This is a genomic window from Pseudomonas sp. P108 (assembly GCF_032613195.1).
In the GTDB taxonomy this organism is placed as follows: domain Bacteria; phylum Pseudomonadota; class Gammaproteobacteria; order Pseudomonadales; family Pseudomonadaceae; genus Aquipseudomonas.
This window is the reverse complement of record NZ_CP126691.1, coordinates 6,131,873-6,148,271: the sequence shown is the minus strand read 5'-3', so window position 1 is coordinate 6,148,271 and position 16,399 is coordinate 6,131,873. Positions and strand designations below refer to the sequence as shown.

At 61.1% G+C, this 16,399-nt stretch carries 10 protein-coding genes; 1 reads left to right on the top strand and 9 read right to left on the bottom strand.

From position 1 onward, the window contains the following. Positions 1-48 precede the first annotated feature (48 nt). The 9 genes from yccS to betI form a co-directional block, all read right to left on the bottom strand. Positions 49-2,241, bottom strand: coding sequence for a YccS family putative transporter (gene yccS, locus QOM10_RS27210; protein ID WP_316917241.1), 2,193 nt, complete (start codon positions 2,239-2,241; stop codon positions 49-51). A gap of 230 nt (positions 2,242-2,471) precedes the next feature. Beyond that, on the bottom strand, positions 2,472-3,650 hold the full coding sequence (locus QOM10_RS27200) for an NAD(P)/FAD-dependent oxidoreductase (RefSeq protein ID WP_316917240.1): 1,179 nt from the start codon (positions 3,648-3,650) through the stop codon (positions 2,472-2,474). Between the two features lie 153 nt (positions 3,651-3,803). Beyond that, positions 3,804-5,141: an ATP-dependent RNA helicase DbpA gene (gene dbpA / locus QOM10_RS27195; protein WP_230669476.1), complete on the bottom strand. Its 1,338-nt coding sequence runs from the start codon at positions 5,139-5,141 to the stop codon at positions 3,804-3,806. A gap of 128 nt (positions 5,142-5,269) precedes the next feature. Next, positions 5,270-6,697, bottom strand: coding sequence for a multidrug transporter subunit MdtD (mdtD, locus tag QOM10_RS27190; RefSeq protein ID WP_316917239.1), 1,428 nt, complete (start codon positions 6,695-6,697; stop codon positions 5,270-5,272). Between the two features lie 139 nt (positions 6,698-6,836). Further along, positions 6,837-8,174: a TldD/PmbA family protein gene (locus QOM10_RS27185; protein WP_134176108.1), complete on the bottom strand. Its 1,338-nt coding sequence runs from the start codon at positions 8,172-8,174 to the stop codon at positions 6,837-6,839. Then, the gene (locus QOM10_RS27180; protein ID WP_316917238.1) at positions 8,174-9,616 is read right to left on the bottom strand and encodes a TldD/PmbA family protein; all 1,443 of its coding nucleotides are present in this window, start codon (positions 9,614-9,616) and stop codon (positions 8,174-8,176) included. The genes QOM10_RS27185 and QOM10_RS27180 overlap by 1 nt, the downstream gene beginning before the upstream one ends. 256 nt (positions 9,617-9,872) lie before the next feature. Next, positions 9,873-11,576 (bottom strand): choline dehydrogenase, encoded by a 1,704-nt coding sequence (gene betA / locus QOM10_RS27175; protein ID WP_150775760.1) that lies wholly within the window; start codon positions 11,574-11,576, stop codon positions 9,873-9,875. A 153-nt stretch (positions 11,577-11,729) separates the two neighbouring features. After that, positions 11,730-13,202, bottom strand: coding sequence for a betaine-aldehyde dehydrogenase (betB, locus tag QOM10_RS27170; protein ID WP_077574839.1), 1,473 nt, complete (start codon positions 13,200-13,202; stop codon positions 11,730-11,732). 88 nt (positions 13,203-13,290) lie between these two features. After that, complete coding sequence (gene betI, locus QOM10_RS27165) at positions 13,291-13,884, bottom strand: transcriptional regulator BetI (RefSeq protein ID WP_034153602.1); 594 nt, start codon at positions 13,882-13,884, stop codon at positions 13,291-13,293. Positions 13,885-14,313: 429 nt separating this feature from the next. On the opposite strand from betI, the gene betT reads away from it, so the two are divergent. Further along, on the top strand, positions 14,314-16,311 hold the full coding sequence (gene betT / locus QOM10_RS27160; RefSeq protein WP_108225114.1) for a choline BCCT transporter BetT: 1,998 nt from the start codon (positions 14,314-14,316) through the stop codon (positions 16,309-16,311). The last annotated feature ends 88 nt before the right edge of the window (positions 16,312-16,399 follow it).

Genomic DNA, 16,399 nt, shown 5'->3' with positions numbered 1-16,399 from the left:
CGTTCATAAATCCAGTGTGGGAGCGAGCTTGCTCGCGAAGACGTCCTGTCAGCCAGCGCTGACCTCACCGGTGTCCTTGATCAGATGCGCCGCCAACGTCCGCAACGGCCCCAACTGCCGGCAGATCAACGCCAGTTGCGTCTGCACCAACCGCTGCCCCTCATCGATCTCGTCGGCCATTTGCTCCAGCTCATTGGCCAGCGCTTCTTCTTCATCACTCTGAATCGCCACCGGCTGCTTGTTCGCCAGACCTTGGGCGATTTCATCGATGCTCGTCGCCAGTTTCACCCCGGCGCCATCAATCAAATGCTCGCGAACATCGGCGGGTAACTGAGTTTCCCGATGCGCACCAAGTCCCGACAGATAACTCAACAGCGTGTGCGACAACACCAGAAAGCGGAAGCCGACATCCGCTTCCTTACGGAAATGCCCCGGTTCCATGAGCATGTTCGCCAGCGTCGTCGACAGCGCCGCATCGGCGTTGTGCGCATTGCGCCGGGCCAGCCGATAGGCGAGGTCGTCGCTTTTGCCGGCGGCGTATTGCTGCATGATCTGGCGCAGGTAGATGCTGTTGCAGGTCAGGGTGTTGGCCAGCACTTTGTTCAGGCGTCGGCCCTGCCAGTCCGGCAGGAACAGGAACACTGTCAGCCCGGCAATCAAACTGCCGAGCAAGGTATCGAACAACCGTGGCAGGAACAGTCCGTAACCGTCGCCGACCTGGTTGAAGCAGAACAGCACCATGATGGTGATCGCCGCCGTCGCCAAGGTGTAGCGGGTGGTGCGGTTGGTAAAGAACACCACGCCGGCAGCGATGGCGAAACAGGACTGCACCAACGGACTCGGGAACAGATCGAACAGCGCCCACGCCACGGTCAGGCCGATGGCGGTGCCGAGGATCCGTTGACCGAGCTTGCGCCGGGTCGCGCCGTAGTTCGGCTGGCAGACGAACAGCGTGGTGAGGATGATCCAGTAGCCTTGCGACGGGTGAATCAGGTGCACCATGCCGTAGCCGATACTCAGCGCCAAGGGCAGGCGCAGGGCATGACGGAACAACAGAGAAGTCGGCGTCAGCTGCGTACGCAGACGAATCCACACGTCCTTGAGGTTGCGCGGCGAGCGGTCGAGCAGGCTGCTGTCGGTCGCATCGGCCAAGGCATCGGGGTTGCTCGCGTCGCTGAGCAAGCGATCGAGGGTGCCGAGGTTGGCGGCCAGTGCGCGCAGCGAACGCAGCAATCCGCGCCACGCCGGGTTGCTCTGGATGCGCAGGTGCTCGAGGGAGGCGTCGAGATCGCTCAGGGCTTCGGCGAAACTGGCGTCGTAAATGAATGGCTGGCGCATCTGGATCGATTCGGCCAGTGCGCGGCAGGCTTTGCCTTGCTGGCGCAACAGGCGCTGGCAGCGGAACAGCACGTCACTGTGGAAGAACGCTTCGGCCAGCGCGTTGTACGGATAGTGTGAGGAGCTGGCGCGTTCGTGGATGTCCTGAGCGAGGAAGTACAGCTTCAGGTAACGGCTGACTTTCGAGCCGGGGCGGCCGTTGCCGACGCGGTGCAGGATGATTTCCTTGGCACTGTTCAGCGCCGCCACCACGCGGCCGTTTTGCTGGGCCAGTTCCAGCCGCCGGGCTTCGACGTCCATCTGCCGGATCGGCTCGAACAGCGAGGATTTCAGCTTCAGGTAAAAGCCCAGCTCACGGAATAATCGCGCCAGACTTTGCTGCACCGGCTGGTTGGAAAACAGCGCCTGCCACACCACCGAGAGCAAGCCGTACCACGCCGCACCGGCGACCAGCAGCATCGGCTCGTGCCAGAAGTCGGTGACCGCGCCACCGCGCTGGTCAACACCGATCATCGTGTACACCGACAGAATCAGCGTCGCCGAGGCAATCGCGCCATAACGCTCGCCGAGCGCACCGAGCATGGTCAGGCCGAAACTGGCCAGCGCCAAAGCAATGGCAAACACGATGGGGTAGGGGAAGAGCAATTCCACCGACAGCGCGGCGATGCTGAAACACACCAGCGTCACCGCGAGGGCATTGAGGCGGCCCTGCCAACTGTCGTCGGTCTCGGCCAGGGCGCTGGCGATAATCCCCAGGAACAACGGGATCAGCAGGCCCATTTCATCCTGATACCAGCACAGCGCCATGCTGCCGGTCAGGGCGATGAACACCCGCACGCTGTAGCTGAATTTATCCAGCGCCCACAGGCGCCGCAAAGACTGACGAAACGAGGTCGAGGACATGAAGTGCGAAGGCCTTCCGAGGCGATGCCGCTAAATTGAGCCAGTAATGACGCCGACGCAATGGCGCCGATCACATCTGACAGCAAAAAGTGTTCCTTTTACTTACACCACAAACCACTGTGGGAGCGAGCCTGCTCGCGAAAGCGGAGTGTCATTTAACATTGATGTCGACTGGTACACCGCATTCGCGAGCAGGCTCGCTCCCACAGGGTTTTGTGTTTGAGTTTGGATCAGGCGTATTGCGCGGCGGCGTAGCCGGAGGCCCAGGCCCACTGGAAGTTGAAGCCGCCCAGATGCCCGGTGACGTCGAGCACTTCACCGATGAAATACAGGCCAGGGCTTTTCAGTGATTCCATGGTCTTGGACGACACTTCACGGGTATCAACGCCGCCGAGGGTCACTTCGGCGGTGCGATAACCCTCAGTCCCCGCTGGCACGACTTTCCAGCTGCCGAGCTTCTCGGCGATTTCCGCCAGTTCGGCGTGGGTGTACTGCTTCATCGGCTTGGACGCAAACCAGTTGTCCGCCAGCAGATTGGCCATTTTCTTGGTGAAAATCTCACCGAGCAGAGTTTTCAATTCGCTGTTCGGGCGCTCGGCCACTTGCTGTTGCAGCCAGCTCGCCGCGTCGTGATCCGGCAGCAGGTTGATCTCCACGGTGTCGCCGGATTCCCAGAACGAGGAAATCTGCAAAATCGCCGGGCCACTGAGGCCACGGTGAGTGAAGAGGATGTTCTCGCGAAAGCTCTGATCGTTGCAGCTGACCAGACAATCCACTGACGTCCCGGACAGCTCGGTGCAGAGCTCCTTGAGCTGATCGGTGATGGTGAATGGCACCAGACCGGCGCGGGTCGGCAGCAACTCATGGCCGAACTGTTTGGCGACCTGATAACCGAACCCGGTGGCGCCCAGCGTCGGGATCGACAGACCCCCGGTGGCGATCACCAGCGACTGGCACTGGATCTGGCCTAGGGTGGCGTCGAGCAGGTAACCGTTCTCGACTTTCTCGATGGTCTGGATCGACGTGTCCAGATGCAGCTCGACGCCGGCCTGATCGCATTCGTCCAGCAGCATGCCAAGGATGTCGCTGGATTTGTTATCGCAGAACAACTGGCCGAGTTTTTTCTCGTGGTACGGCACGGCGTGTTTGCCGACCATGCCGATGAAATCCCACTGGGTGTAGCGCGCCAGTGCGGATTTGCAGAAGTGCGGGTTCTGCGAGAGGAAATTGCTCGGCTCGGTGTACATGTTGGTGAAATTGCAGCGGCCACCGCCCGACATCAGGATTTTCTTGCCGGCCTTGTTCGCGTGGTCGAGCAGCAACACCTGACGCCCACGCCCGGCGGCGGTCAGTGCACACATCAACCCAGCGGCGCCAGCGCCAATGATCACGACTTCGGTAGAGCGCAAAACGGTGTCCTCATGGTGGGTCGCAACAAAACAAACTGTGGGAGCGAGCCTGCTCGCGAAAGCGGTGTGTCATTCAACATTGATGTTGGCTGACAGATTGCCTTCGCGAGCAGGCTCGCTCCCACAGGGGATCTTCGTTAAATGGAAGATCGTTTACAAAATGCGTACGCGCAGCGAACGGCCCTTGATCTTGCCGTCGTTCAGACGCTGCAAGGCCTGCATGGCCACGGTGCGGTCAACCGCCACGTAAGCCTGGAAATCGAAGATCGCGATCTTGCCCACCTGTGCACCGGGAATGCCGGCGTCGCCAGTCAATGCACCGAGAATGTCGCCCGGACGAACCTTGTCTTTACGGCCAGCACCGATACACAGCGTGGTCATCGGCGGCTGCAGCGGGGCGAGGCCCTGGGACTTGAGGTTATCGACCTGATCCCAGTTCAACGGCGATTTCTGCAGTTGTTCGATGGCTTGCGCGCGGTGCGCTTCACCCGGCGCAACCAGACTGATCGCGATGCCTTTCTCGCCAGCGCGACCGGTACGGCCGACGCGGTGAATGTGGATTTCCGAATCACGCGCCAGTTCGACGTTGATCACCATGTCCAGCGCATCGATGTCCAGACCACGGGCGGCGACGTCGGTGGCGACCAGTACCGAAGTGCTGCGGTTGGCGAACATCGCCAGCACCTGATCGCGATCACGCTGTTCCAGATCGCCGTGCAGGCCGACGGCGGAAATGCCTTTGGCGGTCAGGTGATCGACGGTTTCCTGAACCTGCTGCTTGGTGAAGCAGAACGCCACGCAGGACGCCGGACGGAAGTGGTGCAGGACTTTGGTCACTGCGCTCATGCGGTCTTCCGGGGAAATCTCGTAGAAACGCTGCTCGATCTGCGTGTCATCGTGGAACGCTTCGGCTTTCACCGTTTGCGGATCACGCATGAATTTCGACGCCAGTTGCTTGATGCCCACCGGGTAAGTGGCGGAGAACAGCAGGGTCTGACGACGCTCTGGCGTCTTGACGATGATGTCTTCGATGGCGTCGTAGAAACCCATGTCGAGCATGCGGTCGGCTTCGTCGAGGATCAGCGTGTTCAGGCCATCGAGGACCAGCGAACCCTTGCGCAGATGCTGCTGAATGCGCCCCGGGGTGCCAACGATGATGTGCGCGCCGTGTTCCAGCGAAGCGATCTGCGGGCCGAACGAAACGCCGCCGCACAGGGTCAGGACCTTGATGTTGTCTTCGGCACGGGCCAGACGACGGATTTCCTTGGCGACCTGGTCGGCCAGCTCGCGCGTCGGGCAGATCACCAGTGCCTGGCAACCGAAGTAGCGCGGGTTGATCGGGTTGAGCAGGCCGATGCCGAATGCGGCGGTCTTGCCGCTGCCGGTCTTGGCCTGGGCGATCAGGTCCATCCCCTTGAGGATCACCGGCAAGCTCTGCGCCTGGATCGGCGTCATCTGGGCATAACCGAGGGATTCGAGGTTAGCCAGCATGGCGGCGGACAGCGGCAGAGTATTAAAAGCGGTGGCGATGGTGGTCACGGGACTGGCCTGCAAAACAAAATGTCGCGCAGTGTAGCAGCCCCGTGCCACTTTCTTCGAAAGTTCTGGACGAACAGTGGTTAATGTTCGATGTGTTCTTCCGGGCGTTTGGCGCGCCGACCGTCTTCTTTCGACAGTTGCGAGAAGATTGTCGCGGCGAGCATTGCCATGATGCCGACGGTGACGAAGGTCAGCTGGAACGCACCGAGCACGGTCTCGACGCCATCGTTACCAACCTCCGCGGTGAACCCGCCGAGCAACGCACCGGCGCAGGCAACCCCCAGACTCAATGACAATTGTGCAACCACCGAGAGCAAACTGTTGCCACTGCTGGCGCTGGCGTCGTCGAGGTCGATCAGGGTCACGGTGTTCATCGCCGTAAATTGCAGCGAGTTGATCGCGCCCAGCACTGCCAGCAGGCATAGCAGCAGCCAGTACGGCGTCTGCTCGCTGACCAGGCCCATGCTCGCCAGCATGATCCCCAGCGCCAATGTGTTGCCGGTGAGGACGATGCGATAACCGAGCCGTTCGATCAGCGGCCGCGCCACCCACTTGGCGATCATCGCCGCAGCGGCCAGCGGCAGCATGCTCATCCCCGCTTGCGACGGTGAATAGCCCAGCGCCACTTGCAGCAGCAGCGGCACCAGAAACGGCAAGGCGCCGCTGCCCAAGCGGGCAAAGAGGTTGCCGAGAATGCCGACGGCAAAGGTGCGGGTCTTGAACAACGACGGTGCGAACAGCGGGTTTTCGATGTGCCCGGCGCGCAACCAGTACGCCGCCAGACAGGCCATGCCGCCGAACAGCAGCAACATCACGCGCAGGTGCGGCAAGTGCAATTCGCCGAGACCTTCCATGGCGATGGTGATCAGGATCATCGCCGCGCCAAACAGCAGGAAACCCAGACTATCGAAGCGCGTGCGCTCGGTGCCGCGCAGGTCGGGAATGAATTTCCACACCGCGTAGCAACCGATGACGCCGACCGGCAGGTTGATCAGGAAGATCCAGTGCCACGTCAGGTATTCGACCATCCAGCCGCCCATGGTCGGGCCGATCAACGGGCCGAGCAGACCGGGAATGGTGATGAAGCCCATGATCCGCACCAGCTCGGATCGTGGATAAGCGCGCAGCACCACTAGCCTCCCGACGGGCAGCATCAGTGCACCGCCCAGACCCTGAACGACGCGGGCGCCGATCAGCATGCTCAGGCTGCTCGACAAGGCGCAGAGCAGCGAGCCGAAGCTGAACAGCAGAATCGCGCCGAAGAAGATTTTCTTGGTGCCGAAGCGGTCGGCGATCCAGCCTGAGGCCGGGATCAGCAAGGCCACGGTGAGCATGTAGGCGATGATCACGCCCTGCATGCGCAAGGGATCTTCGGCCAGATCGCGGGCCATGGCGGGCAGGGCGGTGTTGAGGATGGTCCCGTCGAGGGACTGCATGAAGAAAGCGATAGCGACGACCCACGGCAACCAGCGGGCGGTGATGGCGTCGAGAGGCGGGCGGTTGGGCATGGAACCTCTTGTTGTCTGTTTGATGATCGTTCCCACGCTCTGCGTGGGAATGCCTCAACGGACGCTCCGCGTCCGCTTTTGGCTGGGACGCAGAGCGTCCCGGGCTGCATTCCCACGCAGAGCGTGGGAACGATCGCTGTCAGAGGGTGAGCGTGAGTCGGCTCACCAGTGCCCCCGGCAGCAACGCCGACGAGGTATTGCGCTGGCTATACGTACTCGCCGACAGCAGCAACTCGCGCTCGGCGGTCAACGCTTCCAGCTGCGAACCGAGCAGGCTGTAAGCACTGTCATCAAAGCGCATGGTGCTCACCGGCGCCTGGATCTCGCCGTTCTCGACCCAGAAGGTCGCGAAACGGGTCATGCCGGTCATGCGTGCCGCCGGTTGATCCGAGTAGTTCAGGTACCACAGGTTGCTGATGTACAACCCGGTGCCCAACTGCTTGAGGATCTCTGCTTGCGACAGATCGCCCGCCGCCATGTTCAACGCACTCGGCATTTCACCACCGCCGGCGCCGTTGGCGGCCAGACCATATTCCGCCGCACTGCGCGAGCCGACCAGTTGATCGCCGGCCTTGCCTTCGACGATCAGCCGCAGATCGCTGCGCGGGTAACCTTCGCCGGAAAACGCCGGGCTCAACGATTCACTGACTTTCTCATCCAGCGACACCAGCGGGCTGAACGCCTGATCACCGACATACAACTTCTGCAACGGGCTGCTTTTGCTGGCAATCGACTGCGCCGAGAAACCGCCCCAGCTCAGCATGCCCATGATTTCTTCCAGCGCCGCCGGTGCCAGATAGGCTCGGTACTGCCCTGGCGCCAAGGTGCGCAGCGGGCGGCCGAGAAACTCCAGTTGCTCGCGTGCCTGGCCGAAGCGCTTGGCGAAGCCTTCGCTGCTCCAGTCATGCCCGGCGTAGCTGGCTTTCACCGCTTCGCCATTGTCGTGGAACAGGCTGAAGTCGAAGTTGAAGCTGTTGGCCTGATGCCAGCCAAATGCGCCTGAAGAACTGGCGAAACCACGGCTGATCGGGCCGGCAGCATAAAAGCCGACCAGATCCAGACCTTCGGCAGCGGCACAGATTTCATCGACGACCTGTTCAGTGTCCGGTAGCGGATGTTCCTGCACGTTCTGACTCTGCCAGCCGTTGTGATTGAGCAGCAGGTACGGATCCTGCGGCAGCAACGGCAGGGTTTCGCGCAGTTGTTGCAGGCCTTCGGCGAGGCGTTGCAGATCGCCTTCCTGATCACCGGACAGGGTGACTTGCAGGTCGGCATGACGCCCGTCGTTGATCAGTTTCAGAACGATGTTGGCCTGCTGCACTTGCCCGGCCTGCCGCACCTTGGCGTGATTGAAACGCACGAACGCCGACGATTCGGCGGCATAACTGAGGGTGAACTGTTCCGGCTCGCGCACACTGTCACGCAGCCAATTGACCATGACCTTGAAGGCGTCGGACTGACTCTTCGAAATGCTCATCAGGCGTCTCCCCCAAACACATCAATGTTGCTGAATACGCAGGCCGGCGAAGCGTGGCCGACGCGGATCACCTGGTTCGGTTCGCCCTTGCCGCAGTTCGGCGTGCCCAGCACCTTGACGGTGTTGGCGTCGCCGACGGCGCGCAGGCTTTTCCAGAAATGCGCGGAAATCGCCCGGTAGTTCGGGTTTTTCACCACGCCTTTGAGTTCACCGTTTTCGATCAACTGACCCCATTCACAGCCGAACTGGAATTTGTTGCGCGCATCGTCAATCGACCACGAGCGGTTGGTGCTCATCAAAATGCCGTGCTCGATGCCTTTGATCAACTGCTCAAGCGGCTGGTCGCCCGGTTCGATATTGAGGTTGGCCATGCGGTCGATCGGCGGCCGGTTCCAGCCGCAGGCGCGGCTGTTGGCGACGCCATCCATCCCGGCACGGTATTGCGACAGCGCACCGCCCAGCGGACGCAGCAACAGGCCATCGCGGATCAGGAATTGTTTGCTCGCTTTGCTGCCGTCGTCATCGTGGCCATAGCTGGCCAGTTCTTCGGGAATGCCCGGATCGAAGGTCACGTTGAGCAGTTTCGAGCCATACTGCAGGCTGCCGAAGTCGCTGGCTTTGACGAAACTGGTGCCGGCGTAATTGCGCTCGTCGCCGAGGATGCGGTCGAGCTCCAGCGGGTGGCCGATGGATTCGTGGATCTGCAGCATCATCTGGTCCGGCATCAACAGCAGGTCGCGCGGGCCTTGCGGAGTGTTCGGCGCGAGTAGCAGTTGCAGGGCCTGATCGGCGACCTGCGGACCGGCGCCGATCAAGCCGCAGCGGCTGATCACGTCAGCGCCGCCCTGTTGGCCGAAGTTCTCGCGGCCGAGGCTGCGGGTCTGGCTGTCTTTGCCGTCGTAAGCGGTGACGTCGAGACCTGGATAGACGAAACGCTGGGCCTGGCGCAATTCAGCCCCGGCGCTGCTCAGGTAGATCTGTTCGACGAGGGTGATGCCGATGCTCACTTCCCAGTTCACCAGGCGCTCATCCTTTGGCACCGAGGCGGATTCCGCACCGAGCAACTCAAAGCATTCGCTCAGGGACGGGAAGGGTTGTTCGAGATTGGGCGAAAAGTAATCAGCGCGATCGCTGGACACCGGCTGATCACGCAGGTCGAGCAAGGCGTGCGGCTTGAGCCGGCGCGCTTGCAGCTCGGCGCGTTCGAGGGCAGCCTGCAGACCTTGTTGCGACAGGTCATTGGTCGCGGCATAGGCTTCAACGCCGTTGACGCGCACGGTAAGCATCGCGCCTTCGTCGCGGCTCAGGCTCGGCGGTTCGGCGACGTTTTTACGCACCGACAGGTACTGCCCGGATTCGCGTACGTATCGCAGGGAAAAAAACTCAGCGCCCGTGCGCAAGGCAGCGAAGCGCTGCTTGAGCTGGGGGTGGAAATCGAACATTCGGGAACCTCCTTGTCAGGGGGAAGCGGTAGAGCAGCGGCGGGGAGGGGGTGAAACGGTTGCGCGAGGTCTAGAGTAGGCCTGCGTGGGGGTAGGATCAAGTGAGGAGGGGGTGTAGGGGGATTTACTGTGCGAGGCAGGAGATCGTTCCCACGCTCTGTGTGGGAACGCCGCCATGGACGCTCTGCGTCCGCTGTGTGACGCAGAGCGTCACGGGATGCATTCCCACGCAGAGCGTGGGAACGATCACTTCAGGCTACTGAGCAGCCGGGGTGATATCACGCATCGGCTTGCCCTTCACCGGCGCATCGCCCGCGACGTAGTACGGCGCGGTGCTGCGCGGCAGCGGCTGGCGGCCACGGATCTTGTCGGCGATTTTCTCGGCGATCATGATCGTCGGCGCGTTCAGGTTGCCGGTGGTGATGATCGGCATGATCGAGGCATCGACCACACGCAGGCTCTGCATGCCGTGCACGCGACCTTCGCCATCCACCACAGCCATCTCGTCGGTGCCCATCTTGCACGAGCAGGACGGGTGGAACGCAGTTTCGGCGTGCTCGCGGATGAACTTGTCCAATTGCTCATCGGTTTGCACTTCAATGCCCGGGCTGATTTCACGGCCACGGAAAGCGTCCAGCGCAGGCTGCTGCATGATTTCACGGGTCAGGCGGATGCCGTCACGGAATTCCTGCCAGTCCTGCTCGGTAGCCATGTAGTTGAACAGGATGCTCGGGTGCTGGCGCGGGTCTTTCGACTTGGCCTGGATGCGACCACGGCTTGGCGAACGCATGGAACCCATGTGCGCCTGGAAACCGTGCTCTTTCACACCGTTGCTGCCGTTGTAGTTAATCGCTACCGGCAGGAAGTGGTACTGGATGTTCGGCCATTCGAATTCCGGACGCGAACGGATGAAACCGCCGGCTTCGAACTGGTTGCTGGCGCCGATGCCGGTGCCGTTGAACAGCCACTCGGCACCGATGGCTGGCTGGTTGTACCAGAGGAGCGACGGGTACAGCGAAACCGGCTGAGTGCACGCGTATTGCAGGTACAGCTCAAGGTGATCCTGCAGGTTTTCACCGACGCCCGGCAGGTCGTGAACCACCGGAATGTCGAGCGACTTCAGCAGTTCGGCAGGGCCGACACCGGAGCGCTGCAGAATCTGCGGCGAAGCGATGGCGCCGGAGCACAGCAGGACTTCTTTGCGCGCTTTGACTTCAACGCGCTCTTCGGCGTCGCCGACCAGGTAACGCACGCCAACCGCACGCTTGCCTTCGAACAGAATCTTGTCGGTCAGGGCGTGGGTGACGATGGTCAGGGTCGAACGCTTTTTAGCGGTGTCGAGGTAGCCACGGGCGGTGGAAGCACGACGGCCGTTCGGCGTCACGGTGCGGTCCATCGGGCCGAAGCCTTCCTGCTGGTAACCGTTCAAGTCTTCGGTGCGCGGATAACCGGCCTGTACGCCGGCTTCAACCATGGCGTGGAACAGCGGGTTGTTGCCAGCCTTCGGCGTGGTCACGCTGACCGGGCCTTCGCCACCGTGGTAATCGTTCGGGCCGATGTCGCGGGTTTCCGCTTTGCGGAAGTACGGCAGGCAGTCGAGGTACGACCAGTTTTCCAGACCTGGCAATTTTGCCCAGCCGTCGTAGTCCATCGCGTTACCACGGATGTAGCACATGCCGTTGATCAGCGAAGAACCGCCAAGGCCTTTGCCGCGACCGCATTCCATCCGACGACCGTCCATGTGTGGCTCTGGATCGGTTTCGTACGCCCAGTTGTAGCGACGACCTTGCAGCGGGAATGCCAGGGCAGCCGGCATTTGCGTGCGGAAGTCGAAGCGGTAGTCCGGGCCGCCTGCTTCGAGTAGCAGAACGGTGACGCCAGCGTCTTCAGTCAGACGGGTCGCCAGGGTGTTACCGGCCGAGCCGGCACCGATGATGATGTAATCGAATTCTTGGGACATTGAATGCACCCTCTTTAGATGTGGTCAGGTCGGGCCTGACGAGTGCTTTGCACTCGATTCGCAAGCAGGCTCGCTCCCACATTGGAATGGGATCTCCTGTGGGAGCGAGCCTGCTCGCGAAGACGGCCTCACGAGCAATACAAGACTCGGGTCTTAGAACACCGAGACGTAATCGCCCAGCTCGACCTGTACCGATTTGATGCGGGTGAAGTTGTTCAGCGAGCTGATGCCGTTCTCACGGCCAACACCCGACTGCTTGTAACCGCCGACCGGCATTTTTGCGTCGGACTCGCCCCAGGCGTTGATCCAGCAGATACCGGCTTCCAGTTGATGAATCACGCGGTGGGCGCGGTTCAGGTCTTTGGTGACGATGCCGGCGGCCAGGCCGAAGTCGGTGTCGTTGGCGCGGCGGATCACTTCTTCTTCGGTTTCGTAGGAGAGAATCGCCATGACCGGGCCAAAGATTTCTTCACGAACGATGGTCATGTCGTCGGTGCAATCGGTGAACACGGTTGGAGCCACGAACGCGCCTTTGGCGAATTCGCCGTCGGTCAGACGGTCGCCGCCGCACAGCACGCGGGCGCCTTGTTCTTTACCTTTGGCGATGTAGCCCAGCACGCTTTCCATGTGCGCGAAGCTGACCAGCGGGCCGAAGTTGGTGTTTTCGTCTTCCGGGTTGCCGACGCGGATGCGTGCAACGCGTTCAACGATCTTGGCTTCGAAAGCGGCTTTCAGGTGCGCCGGTACGAACACGCGAGTGCCGTTGGTGCAGACCTGACCGGAGCTGTAGAAGTTGGCCATCATCGCGGTGTCGGCAGCGCGATCGAGGTCGGCGTCGTCGCAGATGATCAGCGGGGACTTGCCGCCCAGTTCCATGGTCACGTCTTTCAGCGACGAAGCCGAAGCGCTGGCCATGACCTTCTTGCCGGTGTCGGTGCCGCCGGTGAAGGAGATTTTTTCGATGCGCGGGTGCTCGGTCAGCCAAGTGCCGACTTCACGGCCGCTGCCGGTCAGTACGTTGAACACACCGTTTGGAACGCCGGCTTCGGTGTAGATCTCGGCCAGTTTCAGGGTGGTCAGCGAGGTGACTTCGCTTGGCTTGAAGATCATCGCGTTACCGGCCGCCAGGGCTGGAGCGGATTTCCACAGCGCGATCTGGATCGGGTAGTTCCACGCGCCGATACCGGCAACCACGCCCAGTGGCTCGCGACGGGTGTAGACGAACGAAGTGTCACGCAGCGGGATCTGCTCGCCTTCGATGGCCGGCACCAGGCCTGCGTAGTATTCCAGCACGTCAGCGCCGGTGACGATGTCGACGTACTTGGTTTCGGAGAAGGATTTACCGGTGTCCAGAGTTTCCAGTGCGGCCAGTTCATCGTTGCGCTCGCGCAGGATGTCGACGGCACGACGCAGGATGCGCGAACGCTCCATGGCGGTCATCGCAGCCCAGATTTTCTGGCCCTTTTCAGCGCTGACCACGGCGCGCTCGACGTCTTCCTTGGTCGCACGTTGCACCAGTGCGAGGACTTCACCGTTAGCCGGGTTGATGGCTTCGAAGGTGGCATCGCTGCCGGCGTCGGAGTACGCGCCATCGATGTAAAGTTTTTGCAGTTCGAAACGGGCCATAGTGTCCTCGCAAGTGCATTGGTGGTTGGCGTTGACCACCGCGGTGAGGCTGCGGTGGCGTTCAGGGGCCGAGCGTTTTCTGTGTGCTCTAGCTCACCTTCTTGGCCAATTGGAAATCCATGTATTCGTAAGCGATCTGTTGCGCCTGCGCCGTGTCGAAAGCATCTCCCGACAAAGCGCCGCGCAACCACAAGCCGTCAATCAACGCTGCCAGGCCACGCGCTGCGGTGCGCGCATCTTCGAGCGGCAACACACGGCGGAACTCGCAGCACAGGTTGGAATACAGACGGTGATCGTTGATCCGCTGCAACCTGTGCAAAGACGGCTGGTGCATGCTGGTGGCCCAGAAGGCCAGCCAGGTTTTCATTGCCGGGCCATTGACCTGGCTGGCGTCGAAGTTGCCTTCGATGATCACCTGCAGATGCGCCCGTGGGCTGTCATCTGCCAGCGCCTGACGGCGCGCGGTGACGCTCTCGCTGAGGGCGGTCATCAGATACCGCATCGTGGCGGCAATCAGGCCGTTCTTGTCCTGAAAGTAATGACTGATGATGCCATTCGAGACACCGGCCAAACGGGCGATCAGCGCAATGCTGGCGTCCCCCATTCCGACCTGATCGACCGCCTGCAAAGTGGCTTCGATCAGTTGTTGGCGGCGGATGGGTTGCATACCGACCTTGGGCATCTTGCACATCTCCTTAGGCCTTCCGAGCGGCGAATCACGCCTATCGGATTGACGGCCAGTCTATTTTGTTTTGATTGAACGTTCAATCAACAAAGAATAAGATCTGCGACAAATCGTCGCTGCCTACAGATTTTTCCTACGTGTAAGTGGCGATAAAACCGACATCCGAAAAAGCTCGAAACCTGCGTGGGGCATGGCGCGGTTCGCGATTCGATGGACGTGTTGAAAGGGCAAGACGCTCAGGGCCAGGTTTCGGATGAACGTCCGTCCACCTTCGGCCACGAAAGCGATTCGCAGCGCCATTTCGGCAGGTTCGGGCATTTTTCGGGGTGTCTTTATATCACCCGCCGGTCGGCTGCCAACTAACCGATTGGTCGGGTTCCGTGTTGCCTTGTGTTCTTCTCTCGCACTGCCTGGAGCATTTGTGCCATGAGTTCTGCCTCGCTTATAAAGACCCCGCCCGAGAAGGTGACGGTCAACGGTTGGGTGTTTTACACCTCTACCGCGCTGATTCTGTTGTTGACCGCCATTCTGATTATCGCCCCGCAAGAGGCCGGCAGACTGTTGGGTATCGCTCAGGCCTGGTTGTCGCGCAGCTTCGGCTGGTACTACATGGTGGTCATCGCCGCCTACCTGGTGTTTGTGGTGGGCCTGGCGTTTTCCTCGTACGGCAAACTCAAACTGGGCAGCAAGGACGACACCCCGGATTTCAGTTACGGCGCCTGGGCGGGGATGCTGTTCTCGTCGGGTATCGGTATTTCGCTGCTGTACTTCGGCGCATCCGAGCCACTGGATCACTACTTCAATCCACCGGAAGGCGCATCGGCCAGCAACATGGCCGCGCGTCAGGCTGTACAGCTGACGTTCCTGCACTGGGGCCTGCACGGCTGGGCGATCTACGCACTGGTCGGTCTGGCCGTGGCGTACTTTGCTTACCGTCATAACCAGCCGCTGGCCCTGCGTTCGGCGCTGTATCCGCTGGTCGGCGAGCGTTGGGTCAAGGGCGCGGCCGGTCACGCGGTGGACGGCTTCGGCATGTTCGTGACCCTGCTGGGTCTGGTGACCAACCTGGGGATTGGTTCGCTGCAAGTGTCCTCGGGCCTTGAAAACCTGTTCGGCATGGAACACAGCAACACTAACCTGTTGATCGTGATCATCGTGATGAGCACCGTGGCGACCATCGCTGCCGTGTCCGGCGTGGAAAACGGCATCCGTCGCCTGTCCAACCTGAATATCGTGCTGTTCAGCGGTCTGCTGATTTTCGTCCTGCTGTTCGGGCCGACCCTGCACCTGCTCAACGGCTTCGTGCAGAACATCGGTGACTACCTCAATGGCATCGTGCTGAAAACCTTCGACCTTTATGTGTACGAGGGCGACAACGCCAAGTCCGAGCGCTGGATGGGCCTGTGGACCCTGTTCTACTGGGCGTGGTGGATTTCCTGGGCGCCATTCGTCGGCATGTTCATCGCGCGTATCTCCCGTGGTCGTACCGTGCGTGAACTGGTGGCTGGCGTGCTGCTGATTCCGCTGGGCTTCACCTTGGCCTGGCTGTCGATCTTCGGTAACTCGGCGCTGGATCTGGTGATGAACCAGGGGGCGGTTGAGTTGGGCAAGACGGCGCTGGAACAGCCGTCGATGGCGATCTATCAATTGCTTGAGCACTACCCGGCGTCGAAAGTCGTCATCGGTGTGTCGATCTTTGTTGGCTTCGTGCTGTTCCTGACCCCGGCCGACTCCGGCGCGGTGATGATGGCGAATCTGTCCTGCAAGGGCGGCAACGTCGATGAAGATGCGCCGCACTGGCTGCGGATCTTCTGGTCGGTGGTGATCACCCTGGTGACCATCGGTCTGCTGTTTGCCGGTAACTTCGAAGCCATGCAAACCATGGTGGTGCTGGCCGGTCTGCCGTTCTCGGTGGTGCTGGTGTTCTTCATGTTCGGCCTGCACAAGGCGATGCGCCAGGACGTGCAGATCGAACAGGAGCAGGCGCAACTGGCGGAGCGCGGTCGTCGTGGTTTCAGCGAGCGTCTGACGCAACTGGACCTGCAACCGAGCCAATCGGTGGTGCAGCGTTTCATGGACAAGCAGGTCAGCCCGGCGCTGGAAGATGCCACCGCGCAGATGCGTGCGCAGGGTCTGGAAGTGCAGACGCTGTTGGGTAAATCCAAGCGTTGCATGGGTGTGCGCGTCGAGATGGAAGAGGGCAACCCTTTCGTCTACGAAGTCAGCCTTGACGGCTATCTGGCGACCCCGACTGAATCGGCGCAGTCCGATGAAGCGCGTCAGCGTTACTACCGCGCTGAAGTGTATCTGCACAACGGCAGCCAGGATTACGACCTGATGGGCTTCACGCAGGATCAGATCACGCGGGATGTGCTCGATCAGTTTGAAAGCCATCGGCAGCTCCTTGGCCGGGTGTATAGCTAAAGTCAAAAGCCCCCTCACCCCAACCCTCTCCCCAAGGGAGAGGGGGAAAGGGAGCAGATCGGGGGCTTTTCAAGACCTGAGTTCGACT